The sequence below is a fragment of the Sphingobium limneticum genome, from assembly GCF_008710155.1.
GTDB classification, from domain to species: domain Bacteria; phylum Pseudomonadota; class Alphaproteobacteria; order Sphingomonadales; family Sphingomonadaceae; genus Sphingobium; species Sphingobium limneticum.
The window spans coordinates 167,582-192,200 of the sequence record NZ_VYPZ01000001.1 but is presented as its reverse complement, the minus strand read 5'-3'; the positions used below and the strand labels follow the sequence as shown (position 1 = coordinate 192,200).

16 protein-coding genes are annotated in these 24,619 nt (G+C 62.2%); 2 read left to right on the top strand and 14 right to left on the bottom strand.

The genetic code is table 11. The annotated features are described in order from the left end of the window. Nucleotides 1–40: 40 nt before the first annotated feature. The 8 genes from F4U94_RS00790 to F4U94_RS00755 form a co-directional block, all read right to left on the bottom strand. On the bottom strand, nucleotides 41–1,600 hold the full coding sequence (locus F4U94_RS00790; protein WP_120253191.1) for a serine hydrolase: 1,560 nt from the start codon (nucleotides 1,598–1,600) through the stop codon (nucleotides 41–43). Continuing rightward, nucleotides 1,597–2,730, bottom strand: coding sequence for a YkvI family membrane protein (locus F4U94_RS00785; protein ID WP_120253192.1), 1,134 nt, complete (start codon nucleotides 2,728–2,730; stop codon nucleotides 1,597–1,599). The genes F4U94_RS00790 and F4U94_RS00785 overlap by 4 nt, the downstream gene beginning before the upstream one ends. Continuing rightward, nucleotides 2,727–3,770 (bottom strand): N-acetyltransferase DgcN family protein, encoded by a 1,044-nt coding sequence (locus F4U94_RS00780; RefSeq protein ID WP_120253193.1) that lies wholly within the window; start codon nucleotides 3,768–3,770, stop codon nucleotides 2,727–2,729. Before F4U94_RS00780 ends, F4U94_RS00785 begins: the two co-directional genes overlap by 4 nt. Before the next feature lie 58 nt (nucleotides 3,771–3,828). After that, the gene (locus F4U94_RS00775) at nucleotides 3,829–5,103 is read right to left on the bottom strand and encodes a peptide MFS transporter (protein ID WP_246171462.1); all 1,275 of its coding nucleotides are present in this window, start codon (nucleotides 5,101–5,103) and stop codon (nucleotides 3,829–3,831) included. Nucleotides 5,104–5,134: 31 nt separating this feature from the next. Beyond that, entirely contained in the window at nucleotides 5,135–6,148 is a 1,014-nt protein-coding gene (locus F4U94_RS00770) for a dipeptide epimerase (RefSeq protein WP_150411810.1), read from the bottom strand. A gap of 120 nt (nucleotides 6,149–6,268) precedes the next feature. Continuing rightward, the gene (locus F4U94_RS00765; protein ID WP_120253195.1) at nucleotides 6,269–8,242 is read right to left on the bottom strand and encodes a serine hydrolase domain-containing protein; all 1,974 of its coding nucleotides are present in this window, start codon (nucleotides 8,240–8,242) and stop codon (nucleotides 6,269–6,271) included. Nucleotides 8,243–8,423: 181 nt separating this feature from the next. Continuing rightward, on the bottom strand, nucleotides 8,424–11,123 hold the full coding sequence (locus F4U94_RS00760) for a TonB-dependent receptor plug domain-containing protein (RefSeq protein WP_161600351.1): 2,700 nt from the start codon (nucleotides 11,121–11,123) through the stop codon (nucleotides 8,424–8,426). A 214-nt stretch (nucleotides 11,124–11,337) separates the two neighbouring features. After that, nucleotides 11,338–12,774, bottom strand: coding sequence for a serine hydrolase domain-containing protein (locus tag F4U94_RS00755; RefSeq protein ID WP_161600352.1), 1,437 nt, complete (start codon nucleotides 12,772–12,774; stop codon nucleotides 11,338–11,340). A gap of 174 nt (nucleotides 12,775–12,948) precedes the next feature. Here F4U94_RS00755 and F4U94_RS00750 point away from each other — a divergent pair, with 174 nt between their 5' ends. Further along, nucleotides 12,949–14,094: a dipeptidase gene (locus F4U94_RS00750; RefSeq protein WP_120253197.1), complete on the top strand. Its 1,146-nt coding sequence runs from the start codon at nucleotides 12,949–12,951 to the stop codon at nucleotides 14,092–14,094. Between the two features lie 38 nt (nucleotides 14,095–14,132). Here the strand turns inward: F4U94_RS00750 and F4U94_RS00745 are convergent, their stop codons facing one another. Beyond that, the gene (locus F4U94_RS00745; RefSeq protein ID WP_120253198.1) at nucleotides 14,133–14,594 is read right to left on the bottom strand and encodes an Lrp/AsnC family transcriptional regulator; all 462 of its coding nucleotides are present in this window, start codon (nucleotides 14,592–14,594) and stop codon (nucleotides 14,133–14,135) included. 125 nt (nucleotides 14,595–14,719) lie between these two features. Between F4U94_RS00745 and F4U94_RS00740 the strand changes: the two genes are divergently transcribed. Then, entirely contained in the window at nucleotides 14,720–15,772 is a 1,053-nt protein-coding gene (locus F4U94_RS00740; RefSeq protein WP_120253590.1) for a Leu/Phe/Val dehydrogenase, read from the top strand. 7 nt (nucleotides 15,773–15,779) lie between these two features. Here the strand turns inward: F4U94_RS00740 and F4U94_RS00735 are convergent, their stop codons facing one another. The 5 genes from F4U94_RS00735 to F4U94_RS00715 form a co-directional block, all read right to left on the bottom strand. Next, a complete protein-coding gene (locus F4U94_RS00735) occupies nucleotides 15,780–18,236 on the bottom strand; it encodes a M20/M25/M40 family metallo-hydrolase (protein ID WP_161600353.1) in 2,457 nt (818 codons plus the stop codon). Nucleotides 18,237–18,405: 169 nt separating this feature from the next. Further along, the gene (locus tag F4U94_RS00730) at nucleotides 18,406–19,965 is read right to left on the bottom strand and encodes a long-chain-fatty-acid--CoA ligase (RefSeq protein WP_232016305.1); all 1,560 of its coding nucleotides are present in this window, start codon (nucleotides 19,963–19,965) and stop codon (nucleotides 18,406–18,408) included. A gap of 105 nt (nucleotides 19,966–20,070) precedes the next feature. Then, the gene (locus F4U94_RS00725; RefSeq protein ID WP_120253200.1) at nucleotides 20,071–20,661 is read right to left on the bottom strand and encodes a TetR/AcrR family transcriptional regulator; all 591 of its coding nucleotides are present in this window, start codon (nucleotides 20,659–20,661) and stop codon (nucleotides 20,071–20,073) included. 55 nt (nucleotides 20,662–20,716) lie between these two features. Continuing rightward, nucleotides 20,717–21,940 carry an FAD-dependent oxidoreductase gene (locus F4U94_RS00720; RefSeq protein WP_232016308.1) on the bottom strand — a complete coding sequence of 408 codons (1,224 nt, stop codon included), beginning with the start codon at nucleotides 21,938–21,940 and terminating at the stop codon, nucleotides 20,717–20,719. 25 nt (nucleotides 21,941–21,965) lie between these two features. Then, nucleotides 21,966–24,428: a TonB-dependent receptor plug domain-containing protein gene (locus F4U94_RS00715; protein ID WP_120253201.1), complete on the bottom strand. Its 2,463-nt coding sequence runs from the start codon at nucleotides 24,426–24,428 to the stop codon at nucleotides 21,966–21,968. Between the last annotated feature and the right edge of the window lie 191 nt (nucleotides 24,429–24,619).

The following is a 24,619-nucleotide window of genomic DNA, read 5'->3' as shown; positions in this document are numbered from 1 at the left end:
GATCACGCCCGGGGTGACGAGGATCGAAAAGTCATTGCCGTCAGGGTTTGACCGGGGTGAAGAGCAGGTCCTGATAGTCGTAGCTGAAGTCTGCGATGGGTGAGGCCGGCTTCATCGTCACGCGCTCCACCTTTCCATCGGCATCCAGACCGAAGCTGACATAGGCCGGCTCGATCGTCTTGTCGTCGAAGCGGGTCAAAAAGCTGTCATATTGGAAATGGCTCAACCGCCCACCCATGCGCGGGGTAGAGCGGAAGTCGATGGTCAGGCCCTGCCTGTCCTGACCCACGACGATGTCGCCATACCAGGGATCGCGATAGGTGCCGGCATAGCGGGCCAGCGGCAGCGAGGGGTTGGATTTAGCCGAGGCGGCCCCCTTCGCCTTGAACGCGGCCAAGCCATCTGCAACCCTCTTCGCCTTGAAAGCCCGGAACCGGGCCGGCCAGTCCTGCGACGGCAGGCCCAGATAATGATCCAGCAATTCGTAGACGAGGCCCTGCACCAGTTCGCCATCCTCGCTGTTGATCTCGACCGCGAAACCGACATCCTGTTCGGGCATCAGCACGACCATGGTCTGGAAGCCGAAGACCGCGCCGCCATGTTGCAGGATCTTCGCACCACGATAATCCTGCACATGCCAGCCCAGCGCATAGCTGAGGAATTTAGGCTGGGTCAGCGCCAGCTCGGGCGGCTTGGGTGCGATCGGCATCAGCGTGGCCGGGCGCCACATCTGCTGCGCCTGCGCCGAACCATATAGCTGGCCGCCGCTTGGTAGCTTGCCCTGCGCCAGTTGCAGCGCCAGCCATTTGCCCATATCGACCGGACTGACCGCAAGGCCACCAGCCGGCGCCGCGTTGCGGGCCAGGCCATCGCGTTCGTCCAGCACCTCCTGATCGCCGGCGCCGCGTAGACCGCCATTCATGCGCGCATGGGGCTGGGCGCGATCGGGATTGGCGAAACGGTCGGGATCGTCGCTGACCGAGTCCGTCATGCCGGCGACCTTGAAGACATCGTCCTTCACATAGGCTTCCCATGTCTGGCCCGTAACCGTCTCGATCAGCTGACCTGCGACCATGTAGAGGATATTGTCATAGGCATAGTCGCTGCGGAAGCTGGTAGCGGGCTTGATATAGCGCAGTCTCCGCACGGCTTCCGCGCGCGACAGGTTGCTCCGCGGCACGAACAGCAGGTCGCCCGCGCCCAGACCCAGACCGGACCGATGGACCAGCAGGTCGCGGATCGTCATTTCGCGCGTGACCCAGCTGTCCCACATCTGGAAGCCGGGCAGACGATCGATCACCTTGTCGTCCCAGTCGATCTTCCCCTGATCCACCAAGGTTGCGAGCGCCGCCGCCGTCACCGCCTTGCCGGTCGATCCGGTGGCGAACAGCGTATGCGGCGTCACCGGATCGTTTCCCCCCAGACGTTTGACGCCATAGCCTTTGGCGAGCACCGTCTGGCCCTTTTCCACAATGGCTATGCCTACGCCCGGCACGCCCACGGCGTTGCGCAGCGCCTCGACGCGCGTGTCGAAATCGACAGGTGGCGCGGCGTAGACCGATGTGGAGGTCAGAGCGAGGGCGATCAAAAACTGTTTCATGCGACCTCCGCTTGATATGCAGGTCGCCGCTTGGCCAGCCGGACAAGGCCGATGGTCAGCAGCGGCAGGACGTAAACCGTCAGGAAAATATAGGCGAGCGCGCGATAGCCCGTAGCGATCAAAGCGACGAGGCCGACCCGATCGGCCACCAGCATGCAACCCGTCAGAATGAAGAGCGCGATGCCCAGCCGCGCCGGATTGCCCAGCACCGCGCCGCGCCGGATATGCCAGGCCTTGGCGATGCGTTCATTGACGGCATGGACCGCCCCGGTGCCGCTTTCCAGCAGCGCGGCGAAGATCATCAGCTGGAAGAGCAGATGGAAAGTCGGACTCCCAAGCTGCCCGAGCAGAAAATCGGATGGCAGTATTTCCTGCGCGATGCCGGGATAGAAGGCGATCATGCAGATGAAGAAGGCGATGGCCGGTGCCATGGCGAGCGGCCCGGCGATCAATCCCGCCACCAGCGCGTCGCGATCCGACCGCATGTGCCGCAAGACAGGCAGGATCACGACCGCGCCGATGATATTGTAACCGGCATAGGTGAGGCCGCCCAGAGCCCAGCCATCGGCGGACGCTGGCACCGCGAAACCCTGCCCGATCCGGTCACCGAAACCGGTCAGCGCCAGGATCAGAAACAGCGCATAGACGCCGTAGAGCAGGAACGACACCCATTTGAACAGCTGCTCGACCGAGGCATTGCCGAAGGTGGCAAACAGACCGATGCCCGCCATCAATGCCAGCGTACCGACGATCGGCGCGGCGCCGAACGCAGCCTGCGCAATCGCGCCTGCCGCCGCGCCGAAAACGGCCAGGATCAGGATGATGAAGAGCAGATAGCCGATTTCGAAGATGAACCAGGCCCGGCCCAGCAACGCTTCGAAAAAACTGCGATAGTCGCGCGCGCCGACCATGCGGGCGAAGAGAAAGGTGACGGCGGCGACAACGCTCCAGATCAGCATCGCCAGGATCATGCCGGCAAGGCCATCCCAGGGACCGCTCGGCAGGAAGAATTCCGCCAGTTCGCGCCCGGTGGCATAGCCGCCGCCGATGATGACCGCCTTCAGCGCGAAGCCGGGCAGGAGAAAACGCTGGAACCAGCTTGCCCCCTTCTCTCCCCCCGCGCCGCTCATGAAAGGCAGGCGTCCAGCAGCCGGTCGAAGGCGGGGCCTCGGCGGATCGGGTCGGCGACCGGATAGCCCAGTTCCGCCGATAGCCGTTCGATCTCGACCGTAGCGGCGGCATCGTCCAGCGAAGAGCTATTGAGACTGATACCAGCGCAGCGGATCGCCGAATTGGTTAGGCGGCCCATGGCGATAGTCTGTTCAATCACCTGCGGAATGGAGGGCAGGGTGTAGCCGTTGACGCCCAATATCTGCGTCCGGCCGACCTCATGACAGACGACGAAAACGTCCGGCTGGCTGCCATGCAACAGGCCCAGCGACACGGTCGCATAAGCAGGGTGAAATAACGATCCCTGCCCTTCGATCACATCCCAATGCTCCGGTGGCGCATCCGGGCTTAATATCTCGGCTGCGCCGGCAAGGAAATCGGATATGACGCAATCCATCGGCATGCCCGATCCCGCAATCATGATGCCGGTCTGGCCGCTGGCGCGGAAATCGGCGTCGATGCCGCGCGCCTTGAAAGCATCGGCAATGGCGAGCGCCGTATATTTCTTGCCCAGTGCACAGTCGGTGCCCACGGTCAGCAACCGCTTGCCACTACGCTTGCGCCCGGTCGCGATCGGGATGCCTTGCGGCGGCGTACGTATGTCGATCAATTGGCGTCCGGTCTGCGCCGCGACCTGTGCAAGGCGCGGGAAGCTGACCAATTTGGCGTGCATGCCGCTGACCAGATCGAAGCCCTGTTCCAGCGCGTCGACCAAGGCATCCATCCATTGATCGGGAATGACGCCGCCGACATTGGCTACGCCGATCACGAGCGCGCGTGCGCCCTTTTCCCTGGCTTCTGCCGGAGTGAGACGCGGTAGCCCCGCGGTTACGGTGCAACCGGGCAAGCCATATTCACCGATGCACAGGTCCGGCGCCCAATCGGCCAGACCCAACGCGGTCTTGGCAAAACCGCGCTCGGTCGCGTCACCCAGAAACAGAAGATAGGGGCGAGGCAGGATCAGCGTACCCAAGTCAAACCTGCCGGATTGCATCGTCATCTCTCATTTCCATTTTTGCTGATAAGGACAGAATGATCTCAATTGGAGAATAATCAACCTATTTGTCATTGTTATTACGGTCGATGCGACGAATGGCCGGGTCGAGTAGCCGGAGAAGTACGGCAGCCAAGGCGGCAAGCATCGCCAGCAGTGCAAAATAGCTGCCATGCGTCATATGGCTCCACAGCGTGCCCACCAGCCCGGCGCTCAGGCTGCCGGCGAAAATGGTGAGATACCAGGCCGCCACCGTCGTCGCGCCCAGGCGCGGTGGAGCGAGGCGCGCGAACAGGCCCAGACCCGATGGGAGGATGAAGAGTTCGCCGATCGTGAAGATCAGAAAGAAAAGCGCCAGCCACAACCAGCCCGCTTGCCCCTCCCCCGCCTGCCATGCGACCAGCGCGAGCAGGACATAGGCAAGTCCGACCAGCAGCGCGCCTTGCGCCATGCGGCGTGCTGGCGCTGTGTCGCGTCCCGCATTCGCCCGCCGCTGCCAAAGCGCCAGCAAGGGTGGGGTCAGCAGCATGACGAGGAGCGGATTGAGCGACTGAAACCAGGTCATGGGGATGGTGACGCTGCCAAGGCCGCGATCCACGCCACTGCCCGCCCAGAGCGCCACCGTATTGCCCACTTGCTCATAGGCGCCACGAAAGATGGTGACGCACAGGCCTACCGCCGCCAGCACCAGCCAGAGCTGGCGATTATTCGCTGGCGGCGATGCCCGCCCATCATCGACGATAGCGGATGCGGTGTGCTCGACAGGCAAATGCCTGTGCCCCAACAGATAGATGGTCAGCCCCGCGAACATGCCGATCCCGGCTGCACCGAAACCATAATGCCAGCCATAGACCTCGCCCAGCGTGCCGCAGATCAAAGGCGCCAGGAAACCGCCGATATTGATGCCGACATAATAGACATTATAGGCCCAGCCGCGCCGCGGATCACCCGGTGCGTAGAGATCGTTGATCTGGCTCGGCAGGCTGGGCAGGAACAGCCCGTTGCCCAATGCGATGGTGGCGAGCGCAACGTAAAAAAGCGGTTCGAACGCCATCATGAAGTGCCCTGCTGCCATGATGGACGCGCCGATCGTGACAGCGCGACGCTTGCCCAGCCATCGGTCCGCGACCACCCCGCCGACGATCGGCGTGAAATAAGCGCAAGCGGTATAGGCACCATAGACGAAGGACGCCTGCCCCTGCCCCAGCATCAACTGCCGGGTCATATAATAGACGAGCAGCGCCCGCATGCCGAAATAGGAAAATTGCTCCCACATGTTGGTGAGGAACAAGATGGTCAGCCCCGGTGGCTGGCCGAACCAGCTACGCTCTGCCCGCACGCCATTCACTGGTCGAATATCCCGCGGACGGTCATACCGCGTCCGGGCTTTCCCGGCCCCACATGCGCTCGTCGCACCAGGCCATGCCATCTTCGTAGCGGATCGCAGGATCGTGGTCGGCGCTCAGGAAGATCGGGCCGTCCAGATCGCAGATGTCGCAAAGTTGCCCCAGCAGAAAGCTGGGCGCCATGCTGAGCGTGGAGCCGCCCATATTGCCCACCATGACGCCCAGCCCGGCGGCCTTCGCGGCCTGCGCAATCAGCAGCCCCTCAGTCAGGCCGCCGCATTTGTCGAGCTTGATATTCACCACATCGAACCGGCCGACCAGCCCCGGCACATCCTCCAACGTCAACGCGCTTTCGTCCGCCGCCAGCGGGATGGGCGAACGATAGCCGTCCAGATCGGCCTCCCGCCCCCGCGCGAGCGGCTGTTCGATCAGGGAGACTTTGGCGGTCAGCATCGCCGCCACCAGACTGTCCAACTCGTTGATCGCGAAACCCTGATTGGCGTCTACGCCGAGCCACACATCGGGCCGCGCGGCGCGGATTGCGGCGACGCGGGCAATGTCGAGATCCAGGTCGCCGGTCAGTTTGACCTTGATCGCGCGGACCGGGCCGAAGACGACAGCCGCCTGCGCCATCTTCGCCGGATCATCGGCGCCAAGCGTGAAGGTGGTGACGACCGGCTTTGGTGCTTCCAGTCCGGCCAACTCCCAGACCGGTTTGCCGCTCCGCTTCGCCTCCAGTTCCCAAAGGGCTGCATCGACCGCATTGCGCGCGCCTCCAGCGGGCAGGATGGAGCGCAATTCCTCCCGTGTCGGTCCGGCCTCGATTGCGGCGCGGGTCCGCTCAAGCTCGGCCAGCATGTGCGGCTGACGGTCGTCCAGATAATAGACGCCATCCCCTTCGCCGCGCCCGCTATGGGTGCCGTCCGACAGGGTTGCCACCACGCAGTCCAGTCCTTCGAAGACATAGCCTGAAATGCGAAATGGCGCCTTGAAGTCGAGCCGTTGGGCCTTCACGTCGAGGGTCAGAGCGGTGGTCAAGATGAAAACTCCTGGATCGATCGGGCGCAAGTCGCCCGGACCCGCCCAGAGGGGCGAGCGAAAGCAGTGGATTGTCGGAAGCGCGCAAGGCGCCGGGGCGTGCCCCCGGCGCCTTCCTTGTTACCAGTTGGCGCCGAAGCTGATGAGGTGGAAGGCGAGTGCCACCCAGAGCATGACGATGGTGGCGGCCAGCAGCAGCACGCTCCACAATTTGCCGAACCAACCCCGCTTGGTCCTGAAGGCCAAATATGCGGCCCAGCCCGCCAGACCGACGAAGCCGAAGAAGAGCAGCAGCCCCACAATCTGGTTGAACCAGATCAGGCCGGCCGAGGTGACATAGTCGCTTGCTATGGTCACCACCGCTACCCAACTGCCTAACAGCGCCAGCACAGCCCAGGCGCAGGCCGGGACGACGCGATGCAGCGTCAGATCACGCCCTACCAAGTCCAGTTTCGCGCCATAACGCTTGCGGTTGATGGCGCCTGCGGGCCAGGCGAGCGCGGTCAGGGCAAGGATGGCGAGCGCCGCGATCGCCAGCGGCTTCAACCAGGCGGTGTCCTTGTACCAGGGCACGGGATCCCAGACCATGATCGGCGCCACCGGTCCGTAGAAGACACGCGTGACCTTGCCATTTTCGACGCGGGCCGCAAACTGGTCGCCATCTTCGGTCGACTGCCAGACATAGGGCGCAACCTCGACCCATTTGCGCGGCGCGCCGCCGATGGTCTTGAAGGCAGGCACCGAAAGCTTGCCATCCTTGTCCGTGCCGACCTCCATCTGGCTGAGGAAGCCCATCATCGCCGCCCAATTCTCGACCGGTGCGCGGCTAGACGCATAGGTGCCCGCCACCTGTGCCGCATGGGCCTTGGCGCTCGCCAGCTCCTTGGGTGCAGGATGGGGCGCGGGGAAATAACGGTCGGCGAACTGCTTGAAGAATGTGTTGCGGATCGGGCTGACCGCGCCTTCCTTCCCCATGCTGTTCAGCGAGATATAGATGCCGACATTCTTGCTCGGAAAGAGCGTCAGATCGGAATGGAACCAGCGTGTGTCGCCGCCATGGGCGATGGCGCTGAGGCCGTTGATCTTCTCCTCATAAAAGCCGAGCATCATGTGATTGAGGCCGGGCAACGGCTCATTGGCGGGCGAATGCATCAGCTTGGCCGTTTCGGGCTTCAGCAAAGGTCCGCCATTGTTGAGGTGCGCGATCATGAACTTGGCCATGTCGGCGCCGCTGATCGAGGAACTGCCAGCCGGCGCGACCGATACGATTTCGAACGGCTTGCCCTCGCCCGATCCCAGCTGATAGCCGGTGGCCATATGCGGCTGGAGCGCAGCGGGGAGCGGCTGGCGGAAGCTGGCATATTTCATGCCGAGCCGCTGGAAGATATTACGCTCGATATAATCGTCGAACGGCATGCCGCTGACCCGCTGTACGATATAGCCGGCAAGCGCGGTGGCATAGTTGGAATAGGCCGGGGTCGATCCGGGCGCATAGACGCGATGCGGCGTCCAGCGCTTCAGCGCGGCTTCCAATGTCGGGATATTGTCGCTCTTGCCGATCAGGTCGCGGCCCGCTTCCTCGAACCCGGCAGTATGCGTCATGATGTTGCGCAGCGTGATCGGCTTGCCTTCAAAAGGTGGGATCTTGAAGTCCAGATATCGATTCACGTCGGCGTCTAGGTTCAGCTTGCCCGCCTCCACCTGTTGCATCACGGCGGTCCAGGTGTAGAGTTTCGACACCGAACCGGGACGGAAAAGCGTGGTGGCCGGATCGACCGGCTTGCGTGCGGCGACGTCGGCATAGCCGAAACCGCGCTGGGTCAGCACCTGCCCATCCTTGACGATCACGACGACTGCGCCGGCAACATCGCCCCGTGCCAGCGCATAGGGCAGGAAGCCGTCGAGCCAGGCGTCAGCATCCTGTTTGGTCAGTGCATGCTGTCCGTCGACGGCGGACGGCAGTGGCAATGCCCCGCCGGATTTGGCGGCCGACTGTGGCAGCAGCGAAGGCGCATCGACCGGTGCCTGTTGCGCCACGGTAACGCCGCCGGCCAGCGCCAACGCGCCGGCAGCCAGATATTTCATCCATCGCATGATGCTGCGCCCTTCCCTGTTTATCCGTTTGGCAGATTGTCCCGTCATGGTCGCACCCGCGATCTGCGGATCACCTGTTCGAAAAGATGGATGTGCAAGACACATCGTCAGATCCTCTCATCCCATAGGCCGGACGACGACAGGCAAGGGGCATGCCGCCGTCCGGGTCGCCGCCTGGCGATCAGAAGTTCAACTTCACGCCGCCGGAGAAATAGCGGCCGATCACATCGTAATTCGCATTGGTATATTGCGACATCGGCGGGTCACGATCGAACAGATTGTTGACGTTGCCATAGAGAGTGAAGGCCCCGACCTTGAAGCGGACGGCGAGGTCGACATAGGTACGGCCGCTAATGTCATTATTGAGCGGCAACTGACGGTTGGGACCGGGAACATAGGTATATTGGCCGCCGCTGACATGACGAACGCGCAGATCTGCACCGAAATGCTGGTCGTCATAACCAACAGAGGTCGTGACGCGCCATTTGGGCGTGGAAAAGAGCGTGTCGCCGCCGACGATGCCGGCCCGATCGGTCGTGGTGACGCCGTCGTCGATCAGCAATTCCATGACATGCGTTGCCAGCGAACGGACGGTGACGCGCCCTGCCCCCACCGGCACCTGATAGGCGGCTTCAATATCCAGGCCCTTGGTCTTGTATTGGGCCAGGTTACGATAGGTCCGCAGCACCGAGACGAGGCCGCCATTGGCATCGCGCTCGATCAGGCCGCCGCACAGATTGTCGCTGGGGTTCTGCGCAGCGCAGAGATTGAGCACATCCTGCGGCGCCAGTGTGACGATCACCCCGTCGATCTTGATCTTGTAGAAATCGAGCGACAAGCGCAGCCCTGGCACGAAGCGCGGCGAATAAGAGCCGCCCAGCGTCAATGTGTGCGACACTTCCGGGTCCAGCGCCGTGTTGCCGCCGGTGTAGCTGAACACATTGAGTGCCACCGAATTGTTGCGGAACGGATCCTGCATATTGCCGATGTTGGTGGCCCGGCCCAGATAATATTCGTTGATGCTGGGCGATCGGATGTCACGCGAATAGACCGCCCGCAGCAACAGGTCGTTGACCAGTCGTAGCGTGCCGCCGGTCTTCCATGACCAGATGCCGCCGCTGGTGCTGTAGTCGGAATAGCGAGCGGCGCCATTGATTTCCAGCTTGGCCGTATCCGCCACATCGAGCAGCGGCACGGCGACCTCGGCGAAGAATTCCTTCACATTGAAACCACCATTGGTGGGTGCATAATTCAGCGTGGCAAAGGCGCGTGCTGCCGACAAGGCATCGACCGAGTTGGTGACGAATTCTTCCCAGCGGAAATCACCGCCCACCGCGATATCGACCGGCCCGGCCCAGGTCGCGAAGGGCTGACCGCTGATGCTGAAACCCGCCGCGTCCAGCTTGGTTGTGCTGGTGGAGGACGCGTCGCCAAAGGCATAGGCGCGGCCCGCCTCGCTGATCTTGCCATTGCCCAATATGTCGATCGGCACACAGGCCGCATCATTATTGGTGGTGCTGGCGTCCGCATTGACGCGACAGACAGGGCTGCCATTGACCAGCACCGCGTCGATCGCCCTGTTGAAGCGAGCAGCGATGCGTTGGTTGCCCAGCGTCTGGCGGTTCCGCAATTCGCCATGGTCATAATAGACCTTGTAGCTCCAGCCATCGCCGAAGCTGCCGTCCAGACCAATCGCCCCTTCCAGATTGCGGCGCGCATAGTTGAACCGCAACATACCGTCCGGTCCGACATCGTCCAGAATGCGGCCCAGGATGAACGGACCGGTGACGCCGGCTGCTGCCAGTTGCGACCTGGCCGTCGCGGTCAGGAAGGCATTATCCTGCTGGATCACCGAAATCGGCGTTTCCGGGAAAAAGCTGAAGTCGCCGGCCATGCGGTTATAGCTGCCTTCGGCCCAGATCTTCAGATTGTCGGTAAGGTCGTAACTGACGCGAGCGAAGAGATTGGTCCGCTCATAGGGCGTACTGACCGAGAGATAATCATAGATGCTCTGACCACCGCCCCCGACCGTCTGCTGGCCGAAGGTTTCGCTACCCAAGGGAAGTGGGCCGACCGATCCGTCCGGATTGAAGACGAGATTATAGGGCACCGCAGAAGTGCTGAGGATCGAACCGCCGCGATTGAGGATGGTATAGTTGACGTCTGGCGTCAGGACGTGTTGACCATCGGCGCGCTGGAACAGGCCGGCATTCAGGTTCGGCCGAGCCTCACGGTCGAAGGCGCCCTTGCTCTTGAGATATTCGCCGCCGACCATGATGTGGCCGCGATCGCCCGCGAAGTTCGTGCCCCAGGCGATGTCGCCGCCGAAGCGATAGCCGTCGCCGCGCGAGGATATGCCGGTGTTGGCGCCCATCTTCCAGCCGGTCAGTTCATCGTCGAGGATGACGTTGACCACCCCGGCGACCGCACCGGACCCCCAGGCGGCCGACGCACCGCCGGTCACGACATCGACCCGCTTGATCAGATTTTGCGGGACGCTGTTGAGATCGGCGCTGCCGGTAAAGCGATGGCCGTTGAGCAAGGTGAGTGTGCGCACGGCGGTCAGGCCGCGCAAGTCGGCAGGCGACGCAGCAGCCGTGGTGTTGCCGGTGGTGGTTTCCGGGGTGGCGGTGGGCCGGAATTGCGGAATGTCGTTCAGGGCCTGGGCAAGGCTGGGCCGGTCGCCCTGCTGCAATTGTTCCACCCCCAAAACCGTAGTGGGCGTGGGCGCATCGAAACCTTGCCGTTGGATGCGTGACCCGGTGACGATGATTTCGGATTCTGCGGCTTGTTCCGCCGGCTGCTGCGCCATGGCGGGTGACATGCCTGCGATCCCCGCCAACGCGGTGCCCGCAAGCCACAACAAATGGTTGGACTTCATGCTCATACCCCTTTGCACCCATCGAAGGGCGCAGATCGCCAAGGCCGTCCGCTTAGACTTCGCTTATTTTCCGCCTGACGAAACTGCTTCCTCCGATTCAACTAAGGAGGATAAGAACATTAATATAAGGACAGTTCAATCCTAAATGAGATAAAATTGTCATATCAGAAAATTAATGCCGCCGATCGGATTTGATCGGCGGCACGTGGGTCGGTCATTTCCTGGAAGGAGACACCAGATGATAGGTGACATGTGGTTGCGCGCCGAAGGACATGCGCGGATCGCCCGGCGCGCCGTAAAACAGCAACCTGTCATAGGGACCACCGATCCGTGCACCGGTCACCTGCTCATAGAGCGCCGGCCCGATCTGCTCCCAATAGCTTTTGCGCCCCTGCCCTTCGACCAGCAAGCCATGCTCGCCCTGAATGGACACCTTCAGGTCGCCCGCCGGATCGGCCGGCTTGTTGTAATCGCGGCGATTGACGCGATAGGCTCCGACCGGCGGCTTGGCACCCGCCTGCGTCCAGCGGGCTGCCGGCGCTTGGGGGAAGAGACGGCCGATGACTGCATCGCTCAGTTCCGTGCGAGCGCCATAGCTACCCTGCCCACCAGTCATTGACACGAAGAAACCGAATTCCGCTTCAGGCGCGAGCAGCAAATAGCTGTGGAAGTCCATGGTGTTGCCACCATGACCGACCAGCCTTGGCCCAGCTTCGCGCGCGACCATGAAGCCATGCGCCATGCCCGGCAAACCCGGTGCATTGGCGATCGAATTGCTTTCCAGAAAATGCACCGAATCCGGCTTCAATATGCGTGCGCCATTGAAGGCACCGTTGCCGAGCATGGCCAGCATGAAACGCGCCATATCCGGGGCGGTCGATGCTGCCGAGCCGGCCGGCATGATCTTGTCATAACGCTCATAGGGTTTTGGCGTAAATCGGCCATCGACCAACGCATAGCCCAGCGCCATATGCGCCGCCTTTTCCCCTGTCAGCGGTTCGCGAAAGGTGGTGGCCATCATCCCGAGCGGCTGGAAGATATGGCGTTCGACATAGTCCGGGAAGGCCTCCCCCGACACGCGCTCGACAATATAGCCAGCGAGCGACGCGCCATAGTTGGAGTAGGAAATCTCGCCGCCCGGCGCCCAGAGGCGTTGCGGAATGTGGGTCTTGAGGAAGGATTGATAGGTTTCTTCCTTCTCCCATTCTCCTTCCGCATAGGAAAGATCGCTCATACCTACGGCATGAGCAAACAGGTCACGAACCCGGATCGGCTTGTCTTGAAATGGCGGAATTTCATAATCGAGATAATGGTTTACGTCGGCATCCAGATCGACCTTGCCGGCCTCCACCTGCTGCATCAGCGCGACCCAGGTGAAGAGCTTCGACACCGATCCCGGGCGAAACAGAGTATGCTGGCCATCGACGGCAAGGCCCTTGTCCACATCGGCAAAGCCATAGCCGCGCGTCATTACCACTTTGCCGCGATGGACGATCGTGACCACCGCACCGGCCACTTCGCGCTGCGCAATCTGTTGCGCCAGGATGCCGTCGATGAAATCGGGCAGGACAGCCAGCTTACCCCGGTCGATCGAGGCAGAGGCAGTCGTCGCGACAGATTTTGCCAGCGCGGAGGGGACGGTCGGGGCCATCAAAAAAATGGCGGCCCCGCATCCCAAAGCCCATTTCCATCGACGCCGGCCGTCTTGGTCGCAATGCAGCATGCCCAATCCCTCTGATATTCTCGTTTTAGATATTATTTCTCTATACAGGACCAATCCTTCTCGGCAAACTCTTTTCCAATCCGGAAGAAGAGGGAGTGAGACATGGACAACAAAAAGGGTGTTTCGCGGCGACAGGCGATGACCGGCGCCATCACGGCAACGGCGTTTGCCTTTCCGATGATCAATGGCGGCCTGTATCAAGCGCATGCCGCTTCGCAGCGTCGCTATTCCAAACGCGTGACCGATCTGGTGAAGGAATCGCTCATTATCGACATGCTGGGGCCGCTGACCCTGGATTTCCGTCCACAAGTCTATGCCGAACCGGTAAGCGAGGCTTGGGCGGCCGATTTCCGCAAGAGCGGCATCACAGCCTTCCATAACAGCATCGGCATCGGCGGGCCGGATGCAAAGGCAGAAACGTTGCAATGGCTACTGGCATGGACCGGGTTCGTCGCGCGCAACCCGCATCTGTTTCAGGGCGTGGGATTGGGTAGCGACCTAGATCGCGCCAAAACAGATGGCCGGATGGCAGTGATCATGGGGCTGCAGAATAGCGACCATTTCGACGCGATCGAGGACGTGAAAACCTTCTATCAGTTGGGCCAGCGCGTGTCGCAGCTGACCTATAACAGTCAGAACCGGATCGGGTCGGGCTGCACCGACAGGATCGACGGCGGCCTGTCCGACTATGGCGTCGCGATCGTCGCGGAAATGAACAAGATCGGCATGCTGGTCGATGTATCCCATTGCGGCGACAAGACCACGCTGGATGCCATCGCCATGGCCAGCGGGCCAATCGCGATCACGCACAGCAATTGCCGCGCGCTCAACAATCATCCGCGCACCAAGACCGACGAGGCCATCAAGGCGCTAGGCGCCAAGGGCGGCGTGATGGGCATTACCGGCGTGCGCAACTTCCTGACCGCGCAGGAGCCCACGACGATCGCCAATCTGGTGGATCAGGTCGATCATGTCGCCAAGCTGATCGGCATCGACAAGGTCGGAATAGGGTCGGACGCCGATATCTATGGTTATGACGACATGGAGCCGACCGCCTATGCCAAGCTGAAGGCCGGCTATAAAGGCAGCTATGCATTCCGCGAAAAGATCGACACGGATGGGTTCGACGATCCGTTGAAAATATATAATCTGGTCGAGGAAATGGTGCGGCGCAATTATTCGAACGATAATATCCGGGCAGTGCTGGGCGGCAATTTCCGCCGACTTTTGGGCGCGACCTGGAAATGACATTCTATGGCGGCGGCGCAATGACCGCCGCCATCTTTTCAGATCGGCAGTTCATTGGTCGCCTTGATTTCCGACAGGGCCACGGTCGAGTTGATTTCCTGAACGCCGGATAATTTGCTCAGTCGCTCGAAGAAGAAGCGCTCATAAGCCTCGATATCCTTCGCGACGATGCGCAGCATGAAATCCATCGTCCCCATCAGCACATAGGCCTCCAGCACTTCGGGAAAGCCGCGGATGGCAGCGCTGAATTCATCCAGATTGGCGCGGCCATGGGCGTTGAGTTTCACCTGTGCAAAGACTTGCGCATTGAGGCCCACCTTGCGCCGGTCAATCAATGCCACCCGCTTGCGGATCAAACCCTCCCGTTCCAGGCGGTCGATGCGGCGCCAGCAAGGCGATGGCGTCAATCCAACCTTCTCCGCAATCTCTGCCGTGGTCTGGCTGGCGTCGCGTTGCAACTCGCGGAGAATCTTCCGCTCGAAATTGTCGAGTTCGATCATATTATCCTATATAACGCATATTTGAGAATAGATCATTCTCATTTCATGCGAAATAAGCGAAAAATCAGGCAAGATTCTTCTCCATCGAGCGACGATAAGAAATGGACATTCCCAAGGAGAAGATCATGGTTTCCCGTCTCGCCCGCCAGAACCCGCCTATGCAATCGGTGCGGTTGCTCGATCCCGAAAGCGGCCTGGACGGCGTGATCGCGATCCACTCCACGGAATTGGGGCCCGGCGCAGGCGGATGCCGCTTTTGGGATTATCCCGACCTGGAAGCCGCATTCGACGATGCCTGCCGACTGGCCGAAGGCATGAGTTACAAAAATGCGCTGGCCGGCCTGCCCTTCGGCGGCGCCAAGGCGGTGCTGCGCCGGCCCAGCGGTACGTTCGATCGTGCCGCCCTGTTCCGCGCCTTCGGCCGCGCCGTCGCAGAACTGGACGGCCTTTATGTCACGGCGGAAGATGTCGGCACCAGCGTGGCCGACATGCGCGAAGTTTCCACCATGACGCGCCATGTCGCCGGGCTGGAGATCATGGGCGATCAGGCGGGTGGCGATCCATCGCCATGGACGGCACTGGGCGTGTTTGAATCCATGCGGACTGCCGCACGATTGACGCTGGGCGCCGAATTATCCGACCTGACCGTCGCGGTGCAGGGTACCGGCAATGTCGGGGCCAGCCTGTGCCGGCAATTGGCCGATGCCGGTGCGCGATTGATCATCGCCGATATCGACCCGCGCCGCCGTAATGCACTGGGCGCTGTGCTGAATGCCACGGTCGTGGATGTGGAGGAGATCATGGCGGTGGAGGCAGACGTGTTCGCGCCTTGCGCGCTGGGCGGCGCGCTGACGGCGCAGAGCGTGGCCGGGATGAAGGCCAGGCTGGTCTGTGGCGCAGCGAACAACCAATTGGCGAGGCCTGAGGTGGCCGATCTGATGCTGGAACGGGGTATCGCCTACGCGCCCGACTATGTCGTCAATGCAGGTGGCATCATCAGCGTATCGGCCGAATATCTGGGCGAGGATCGGGCGAGCGTGGCGGCGCGCGTCGATCAGATCGGGCCGCGAGTGGGCGAAATATTGGATCTGGCCCGACGCGAGGGCCGTTCGGCGGCATGGGTGGCGGACGAGATGGCCGAACGGACCATCGCAGCAGCCAACCGACAGGCTGCCTGATCCGCTCTCACCACGCGAGCGTGGTGCGGGCCATAATCAGGCTGTTGCCGGACCGACGATAAGCGATGCTGTGGGGCGGCAGGGGAATGACCTTGCTGCCCCGTGGCCATTGATCGACCAGTTCGATCATTTGCACCTCTACCCGGCCCTTGCCGGCCGCATCCATGGTCAGGCGGACGGTGTCGGCACCACTGGCGTGAAAGGTAACGGGCGTCCAGTCTCCCGCCTTCAACGTGCCGGGTGCAACCTGATCCATGATGCGGATGTTGCGCAGTTCGACCGAAGGTTTGAGATAGAGCCGCATGAAGCGACCACCGTTCCGATTGGCGGCCTGAAGCGTAAGACGATAGGCATTGCCCGCGCCGCCGGCCGTCAGGAGCAATTGCGGCCGGTTGAATGTCGCAGTTTTGGCTGGGGCGATCCAATGATCCTCCTTCGAGATCGGAGCGATCGACCCCTTCTTCGCGGTGCCGCCATCCTGCGTCAGAGCGCGATGCACCCAACCGGCTCGGTCCAACTTCGCGCTGACCCAGTCCCCGCGCCCCTTGTCGAGATCGGCAATATAGAAGGCCTCCACCATGTCCGGATTGTCGGCGGTCGGCGTACGCGCGAAAATCGCGGCTGCGATGAAGAGGCCAAGGCCCAGAGCGCAAATGATCATGCCGACGGTCTGGAGACGACGCAGGGACCAGAGCAAGGGCGCGAGCGCCAGCAGCGTAAGCAGAAGGAAGGGCGTCGCGACCGCCGGTAGCGAGGCGCCCATCATCAGAAAAAAGTCATAGCCCGATCGTGCCGTCAGCCCGGCGATCAACAAGGCGGGCAGGGTCAGGATGGCCAGCCCCACCGGGCGCGCAGCCCGCTCCGGAGCGAAGAGCAGCAGAGCCAGGGGCGCGGCCAACAGGAGCAGCGGCCAGACCAGCATATGCGCACCGTTGGGCAGCAATATCTGCATGACCAACGCCAGCAGGGCGATAAGGGTCATCGCGCCAGCGAACCACCCTGCCAGTGGCTGAGGGCGCCCCATGGCGGCCCAGAGCAGCAAGGCCGCCACGATGGCGAGGGCCAGCGGGATCGCGCTGAAAGTGCCCAGCAGCGCGGCGGCCAGACCGGCGACCAGCAGAAACAGCGCCACAGGTTTTGGCTGCCCTCTGACCGCGGTTCCCAGCAGCAGCGCCCCCGTGCCAAGGCCGAGCAGCAGCGTAGCCGGCAGCAGCCAGTCGAACTGGCCGATCAGCGCATAGGGGGACGAGACATCGCGCACGATCAGGGCGGCCAGGCGGATCGCCAGCATCAACAGAGTCGCGATGCCGAGCAATATCGCAAGCAATCCGCCTGCCCCAGCCAACATGTTGCGCCAGCCGATACGGCGACGGACAAGGGCGATGCCGGTCATGCTGAAGGTCGCACCGGCCGCGATGAAGGCCAGCAGCCAGCCCACCCAAGGCGGATAGACGATCAGGAAGAGGCCGAAGAGGTCGGTAAAGATAGAATCGTCATTCTGTTGATCGAGGCTGTCGGCTTCACCGAAGCTGCGCACCAGGGGCAACAGCTGGTCGCCCATATGCTGAAGACTGGCGACATTCAGCCGGTCCGGGGTCGAGAGCGCCGTGTGATAGGCGACCTGATGCCCGACAAAGGCGAAGTTCATGCCGGCCAGCCCCTTGTCCAGCGCCACCGTCAGGTCGGTGTCGTTGGGCATGCGTTTGTAAATGGTCGCCATGAGCGAGTCTGCGGCAGGTGACTTTATGGTGCGGCTATAGGTGTCGATCAGCCGAGCATTTCCGGTGCTGGTTTGGAACATCAGCGCCTTGCCACTGTCGCCCCGCGCCTCCAGGTTGAGGACCAGTCCGATCCCGTGGCGCAAGGGATCGGCGGCGAAGAAGGCGGAAGCGCCGATCAGGCCGGCTTCCTCTCCATCGGTAAAGAGAAAGACGACCGAGCGGCGCAGCGGCCCGGCCGCCCTGAGCGCGCGGGCGATCTCCAGCGCGGCGGCGACGCCGGACGTATCATCTCCCGCACCGGGCGAGAGGGGCGCCGTGTCATAATGAGCCATGACCAATATGGCCGGTAATGCAGGGGCAGTTCCACGATAGACGCCCACGATATTGCGCATACGACCGGCGGGGGCGATTTCCTTCGTGTAGCGACGGGCGGAAACGGCATCCTGGGTTCGCATCTGCGGATCGAGCCCCAGAGCGGTCATCCGCGCCATCAGATAGCGGCGCGTTTCCTCAATCTCCGGTGATCCGGTCGGGTGCGGCCGGGCGGCGATGGCATGGACATCGCGCATCGCCCGTTGTGCGGAAAAAGCGGTTGCGGGCGCATCGTCCGGGACCCGGTCCGGCAGGCGATTGGCCAATAATCCCAAAGCGATGCCTGCCCCGATGAAGATCAGCACCAGGATCCAGCGCGACAGCGAGTTGGACAGGTAAGTCGGATTTTCGCCGGAGCCATTTTTCTGCATGGATATTTTTTGTCTTATTTGCAGAAAAAGATCAAATACTGAAAATCGGTGACGGTCGATTTTCATCGTTTCTGGCTGTCGCCGCAGAGCCAAAGACTTTGCGAGCGCCAAAGGAACGGGTATCGGCCCATCGACCGGACGTGCGCCGTCGATTCAGCCTGCCATCACCTCATTCGGCCAGAAGCAGGCGCAGCGCCTTCTTGTCGATCTTGCCGACACTCGTACGCGGCAATGCGTCGACCATGAGCAGCCGTTCGGGGATGGCATAGCGGCTGATCCGCCCCGATGTGACATGGTGTTCCAGAGCGGCGCATAGCTGATCCGGATCGGGCGGCTGGGCTCCCTGACTGGCGACCAGAAAGGCCGCCGGCCGTTCACCCCATTTGGTGTCCGGGATGCCGATAACGGCCGCTTCGGCGATGCCGGGCTGGGCGACGAGCAAATCTTCAAGATCGACCGAAGAAACCCATTCTCCCCCGGTTTTGATGATATCCTTCAGCCTGTCCACGATGCGCAGCGCGCCGTCCGGATCGACCGCACCCACATCTCCGGTATGCATCCACCCACCAGCCCATAACGCATCGCTGTCCGCCTGCGTCGCATAGCCCTGCGTCAGCCAAGGCGCGCGCAACAACAGTTCGCCGCCATGGGCCGTGTCGATCCGCGCCTGTACCAGCAGAGCGGGGAAGCCGGCACGGCAGCGGCCGGCAATATCTTCCGGCGCGCTGCGCGCCAATGTGATGATCGGTCCGGTTTCCGACATGCCATAACCGACCAGCGTGGTGATGCCCGCGGCAGCCGCTTCCTGCGCCAGCGCGAGAGGCAGGGGAGCGCCGCCGATTACAAAGGTCCAGGGCGCCAGCCTTTCCCCGCGCGCTGCATCCAGCAGCATGCGCAGGATGGTCGGTACGCAATGGGAAAAGTCGACATCTTCGCGCTGCTTGAGCGCGAGCAGAGTCGCAGGGTCATAACGGCCGGGATAGACCTGCTTCACGCCCAGCATCGTCGCTGCATAGGGCATGCCCCATGCGTGGACATGGAACATGGGCGTCATCGGCATATAAACGTTGGTGCGGCGCAACCCCTGCCCGTCCGGCTGGTTGGCCAGCGTCGCCGCCAGCGTGATGGCGTGAAGAACGAGCTGACGATGGCTGAAGAAGACCTGCTTAGGATCGCCGGTGGTGCCGGTGGTGTGGAAGGTGGTAGCGATAGCATTTTCGTCAAAATCGGCGAAGGCAAAATCGGGCGAAGTTGCGGCGATCAGGGCCTCATATCCGTCCTCGTCCGCCGCCCCTTCCATGACGATCACGCCGCCGATCTGCGGCAGCCCCGGCAATAATTGGTCGCACAAATGCGTGAAGTCGGCATGATGCAGAAGGAAGGCTGCACCCGATTGACGCAAGGTGAAGTCGATTTGCGCGGGGGACAAGCGGACGTTGACCGTCTGAAGAATGGCACCCATCATCGGGATGGCGAAATAACATTCCAGATAGCGGTGGCTGTCCCAGTCCATCACCGCGACGGTATCGCCCGCACGCACCCCGCGCGCCGCCAGCAGGCCAGCCAGCCGCGTCACCCGATCGACAAAGTCGCGGTAGCTGAACCGCAGGTCGCCGCTGACAATCTCCGCGTCGCTTTGGTCGGCGACATTGACGAGCAAATGGCGAATCAGCAACGGATAGCCATAGGCTTCCGAACCGGTGGTCGAGAGTATTCTGGGCGCGTTCAACGGATTGCCTCCATTGGGTCAGACGCGCCAATGAAGCAGAGATCGGCGCCATGTACCATAGCCCATGCCGACCGGCGTGGAACGCGGTCGTCCGCCTATCCAGGTTCAATCATTATCGTGCCGGAAGATCGCGACGATTTGGGCCGCGATATCGGCCGGCGAAAGGCGCCCCGGACCATACCAGTCGGCCACGGTGTTCAGTTGCGACAATAGCAGGTTCCGATAGATCGACCGATCCAGATTTGGCGGCAGGGCAAGCGCATCTACCAGACCCCGGAACAGATTTTCGAACCGGTCGCGGCGCGCGACAAGCTGTTCACGCACCGGACCGGGCACCTCCCGGAAGTCATTCATCATCGGCATGGTCAGCGAGTCCGGCGCGAGTTGAATGTCGAGCAAGGTCGTGCAAGCGGCCTGCAATCGCGCCCAGGGATCTTGCTGTGTGGCCACTGCGACCGCTACCCGCTCCTCCGCGGCATCAAGCGCGCTGTCATGCAGCTCGACGAACAGCGCCTCTTTCGACTTGATATGATGATAGAGCGAGCCACCCAGCACACCGGCCTGTTCGCCAATGTCGCGCATGGAGGTTCCGCGGTACCCCTTTCTGGCAAAGAGCTGGGCGGCAATCTCCAATATCTGGCGGCGACGGCCCGACCCTTCGTCGGGTAATCCATGTGCTGGGCTGCGCTTTGTCATCCACGCCGCGCTATCATATCTCCCTATGGCCGCGAAGCCCCGGCAGACAGACCTGTCAGGCGGCCGTCCGCCCCGGCGCGACGATACGGTCCATCAACGCCGCAATGACCCGCACGGCGGCCTCGGCCTCCGCGCGATCGGGCTGTTCATTGGGGTCGTTATAGCCGGCAAAGTCGTTGACCCCGCTCGACTGGACGATGATGCCATCGCGCCGCGACAGAAGGCCGACGTCGCGATAGCTGATGCCGAATTGCAGTTCGGGTTGCGGGATAAGCCAGGCCAGCTGGCCCCGGACCGGGACGATGCTCTCATCCCGCCATAGAGCGCGGGCGCCATAGCCGGTCGCATTGATCAGCGTCTTTTGCGGGAGGCGGGCAAGATCGTAAGGCGCGTGGAATTCCGCCTGCTCGAAGCGGCCGCCAGCGGCCAGAAACTCGTTCGTCAGACGATCCGATAGGCTGGCAATGTTGAATTGCAAAGATTCGGATCGGCGGACGAAGGGCGTGGGAAAGGGGTGCGTGCCGGCCGGCAGATCGACCGGAGCGGGTGTAAGATCGCGCACCCGGTCATGATAGTCGACGAAGCCCGGACTGCCGGCCCGGTCCCGCAACGCATGCGCTTCGTGGAAAGGAATATCGGACAGGGCATAGCGGTCGGTCCATTCCACCGGTGTCCCGGCCAGGCCGAGATAGGATTGGAAATGGCTGAAGGATGTGCGGCACATATCCTCCCACCGGCCGGCAAAATCGACAGGCAACCCCTGTTCCAACGCGACGCGCGATGCCGGCGACCAGGTGCCGGTCGCGCGCGACGAGCGGACATGGGGTGGCCGATCGCGCGCGTAGATGGTGACGCGGGCGCCCGCGCGCTGCGCCAACAGCGCAGAGGTCATGCCCAGCGCACCGGCACCGATCACGCCGATGTCGCGATCGCCACCCGACAGCGCCTTTTGGACCGCGATGCTGCTCGATCCCCAGGAAAGGGACCAGCCGCTGCCGCCATGGCCATAATTGTGGACGACCAGATGGTCGCCCACCCGTTCCGTGTCGAGGCGCGGCCCGGCGGCACGGAACGGGCGCAGACAGGTGGTGACGCGAAAGATACGATCAGCCTGTGCCCGGATGACCGGAAAGGGATCGAGCGGATCATAGCGTCGGCGGCCGGCCAGCGTGCCGCCGACAAGGCTTTTGCCGGGGGAAGCGCAGCCCGCGACCAGACCCGCGCCGCCCAGCGCCGCAAGGCTGGCCAGGAGGGTCCGGCGACTGCTTTCATTCATCATCGGCTGCGTTCCCCCCGTTGCATCGTCAGAAGTTCAGGCGGGCCCGCGCATAATAATAGCCGCCGTTGATACCAAATGCGCCATGCGACAGGGTTTCGGGCACCGCCGGACTGCCACTGGCGATCTGCGCCGCGTAGGTCACCGGATCGATCTTGTCCGGATAGACGTCGAACAGATTGTTCGCGCCGACCGCAATGGTGAAAGTCGGCGTGACATTATAGCCTATCTCCAGATCGGTGATGCCTTTGGTTCCTATGCTGTTACGACGATAATCGCCGGTCGATCCGCCATCGATGAGGACGGACGACTTGCCATAAAGCGTCTCGCGCAGGTTGAAGGACCATTTGTCGACCTTCCACAACACACCGAAATTCGCCTTGAAGCGGGGCGCTGCGGTTTCCAGGAAGGAAATGGCGTTGAGGTCGAGATAGGTCTGGCCCGACGCCGCGACGATGGTGGAGGGCGCTGCGATCTTTTGCACCTTGGTCTTGTTATAGTTGAGGCCAAGGCTCCAGTCTGCCGTGCCCAGATCGCCCAGATTGCTGCTGTAGTTGGCCACCAGTTCCAGCCCACGCGTGCGGGTGGTGGCGCCATTGACGGCGGTGGTGATGGCGGTCGATGTCAGCGAATCCGTGCCCAGGACATTGCCGTTGGCGATGATCGCGTCCGTCACCGCTTGCGACAGCAAAACCCGGTTGCGCAGGCCGTAGATCGACCCGGTCGCCACGATCCGGTCCCTGATGCGGATCTGATAGGCGTCGAGCGTGACCTGCAAGGCGGGCGCCGGGCGGAAGACCGCGCCGAGGCTGAGATTGGTCGACCGCTCCGCCTTCAACGGTTCGATGCCGAGCAGCTTGGCCGCCGCCTTGTCCGGGGGCAGGCGGACGGACGCCGTCGTCGGGCTAACCACCGTGGCCGAATAATATTGTTCCAGCAGGGTCGGGGCGCGGAAGCCGGTGCTGACCGTACCACGCAGGGCAAAGCCATCCGAGAAATCATAGCGGCCCGTGAATTTGCCGATCAACGCGTCGCCGAAGTCGCTATAGTCCTCATACCGGCCAGCCAGGTCGAGTTGCAATCGCTCGACAGGCGAGACGGCGAAATCGACATAGCCCGCGATATTATGGCGGCTATGACGGCCCGCATCGGTGACATTGAAACCTGGGAATGCCTGTACCCCTGCCTTGTAGCGAGATGCCTCGTCACCCGGTTCGATTTCATAAATATCGCGCCGATATTCGCCGCCGATGGCAAAGGTGACCGGGGCCGCCAGACCGATGTCGAAGCTGCGGCGGATATCCAGATTATTGGTCCACTGCGTCGCAGTGAAGGTACCGTTGTAGAAATCCCGTGGGCTGGTGCCGGTATCAGCGATCAGCGAGGGATTGGCCGAGTTCAATACATAGATATCGATCTGGTTGCGGCCCCATGTACTCGCCAGATCCCAGCTCCAGTCGCCCACATCGCCGCGCAGGCCACCGGTGAAGGACCAGTCTTTTTCCTTGGCGACGATGGATGGGGTAAAGCCCTGTGGCCAGAGGCTGGGCGCTATACTGGGGAAACGATATTGCTGGCGGGAATCCCCGTCGCGATAGCCATAGCTGCCGAAGGAATAAGCCGTCGCGACATCGCCCAACTGTGCCTCGGCGTTATAGGATAGCAGCAGCAGATCATATTTGGCATCGCCATAGATCTTGTTCGTGTATGGATAGCCTGGGATCAAGGGCAGCGCCGGATTGGCGAGATTGCCTGCCGTGTAGAAACGCCGGTCGGGGCCGCCCCGGTCGCTATAGCCATGATGGCGCGCTTCGGCCGTCAGGTTGATGAAGGCACGGTCGTTGCCGAAACCGATATTGGCGGCCCCGCCATAGGTGAACCCGTCCCCCTTGCCATAGGCGCCGGTCGTACCGCTGATCGACCCGCCCTGATGCGCGTTCTTGAGGAAGATGTTGATCACGCCGGCGATCGCGTCCGTACCATATTGCGCCGCCGCGCCATCCAGCAGCACTTCGACATGATCGATCGATTCTGCCGGGATCAGGCTGAGATCCGCCGATGCCGCGCCGCCATAGCCGCCGGTCGAACTGACCGTGATGCTGGAGGTGCCGTGGCGACGCTTGCCGTTGACCAGGATCAGCGCGTGATTGGGGCTGAGGCCGCGCAGGCGGGCGGACAGTTTGAGATTGCCCATGTCGCCGCCAAACGCCTGCGACGTGAAGGAGGGGACGGAGGCGACGAGGCCGCTGATGACGTCAGGCTTGCCGGAACGTTGGAGCGCGCCTGCATCGATCACCTCGATCGGCGCGGGGCTGTCGGCCGCGCGCAGGCCGGTCTTGCGCGTACCGGTCACGATGATCGTGTCCGCATCCCCCGCCGACGCGGCTTGCGGTGCCAGTTCGGCGCTTTGTTCCTGCGCCCAGGCCGGCGAAGCGACGGCCAGCGCGAGCAGCGATGCGCCCGAAATCTTGTGCCAATATATGCGGACCATTTGCATTCCCCCTGCAGAAAACAGGAACGACCGTCGTTACGGCGCCTCTGCTTTATAGATGACCGCTGTCCAGTGAGAGCGGTCCCGCATGGCTAGGAAATAGATGGAGAATTTCGTGCAATAGTTATTCTATGCGACAGGAAAGCGCAGTTTATTATTTTGAATATTCATATTACATTGAGCGATATTCG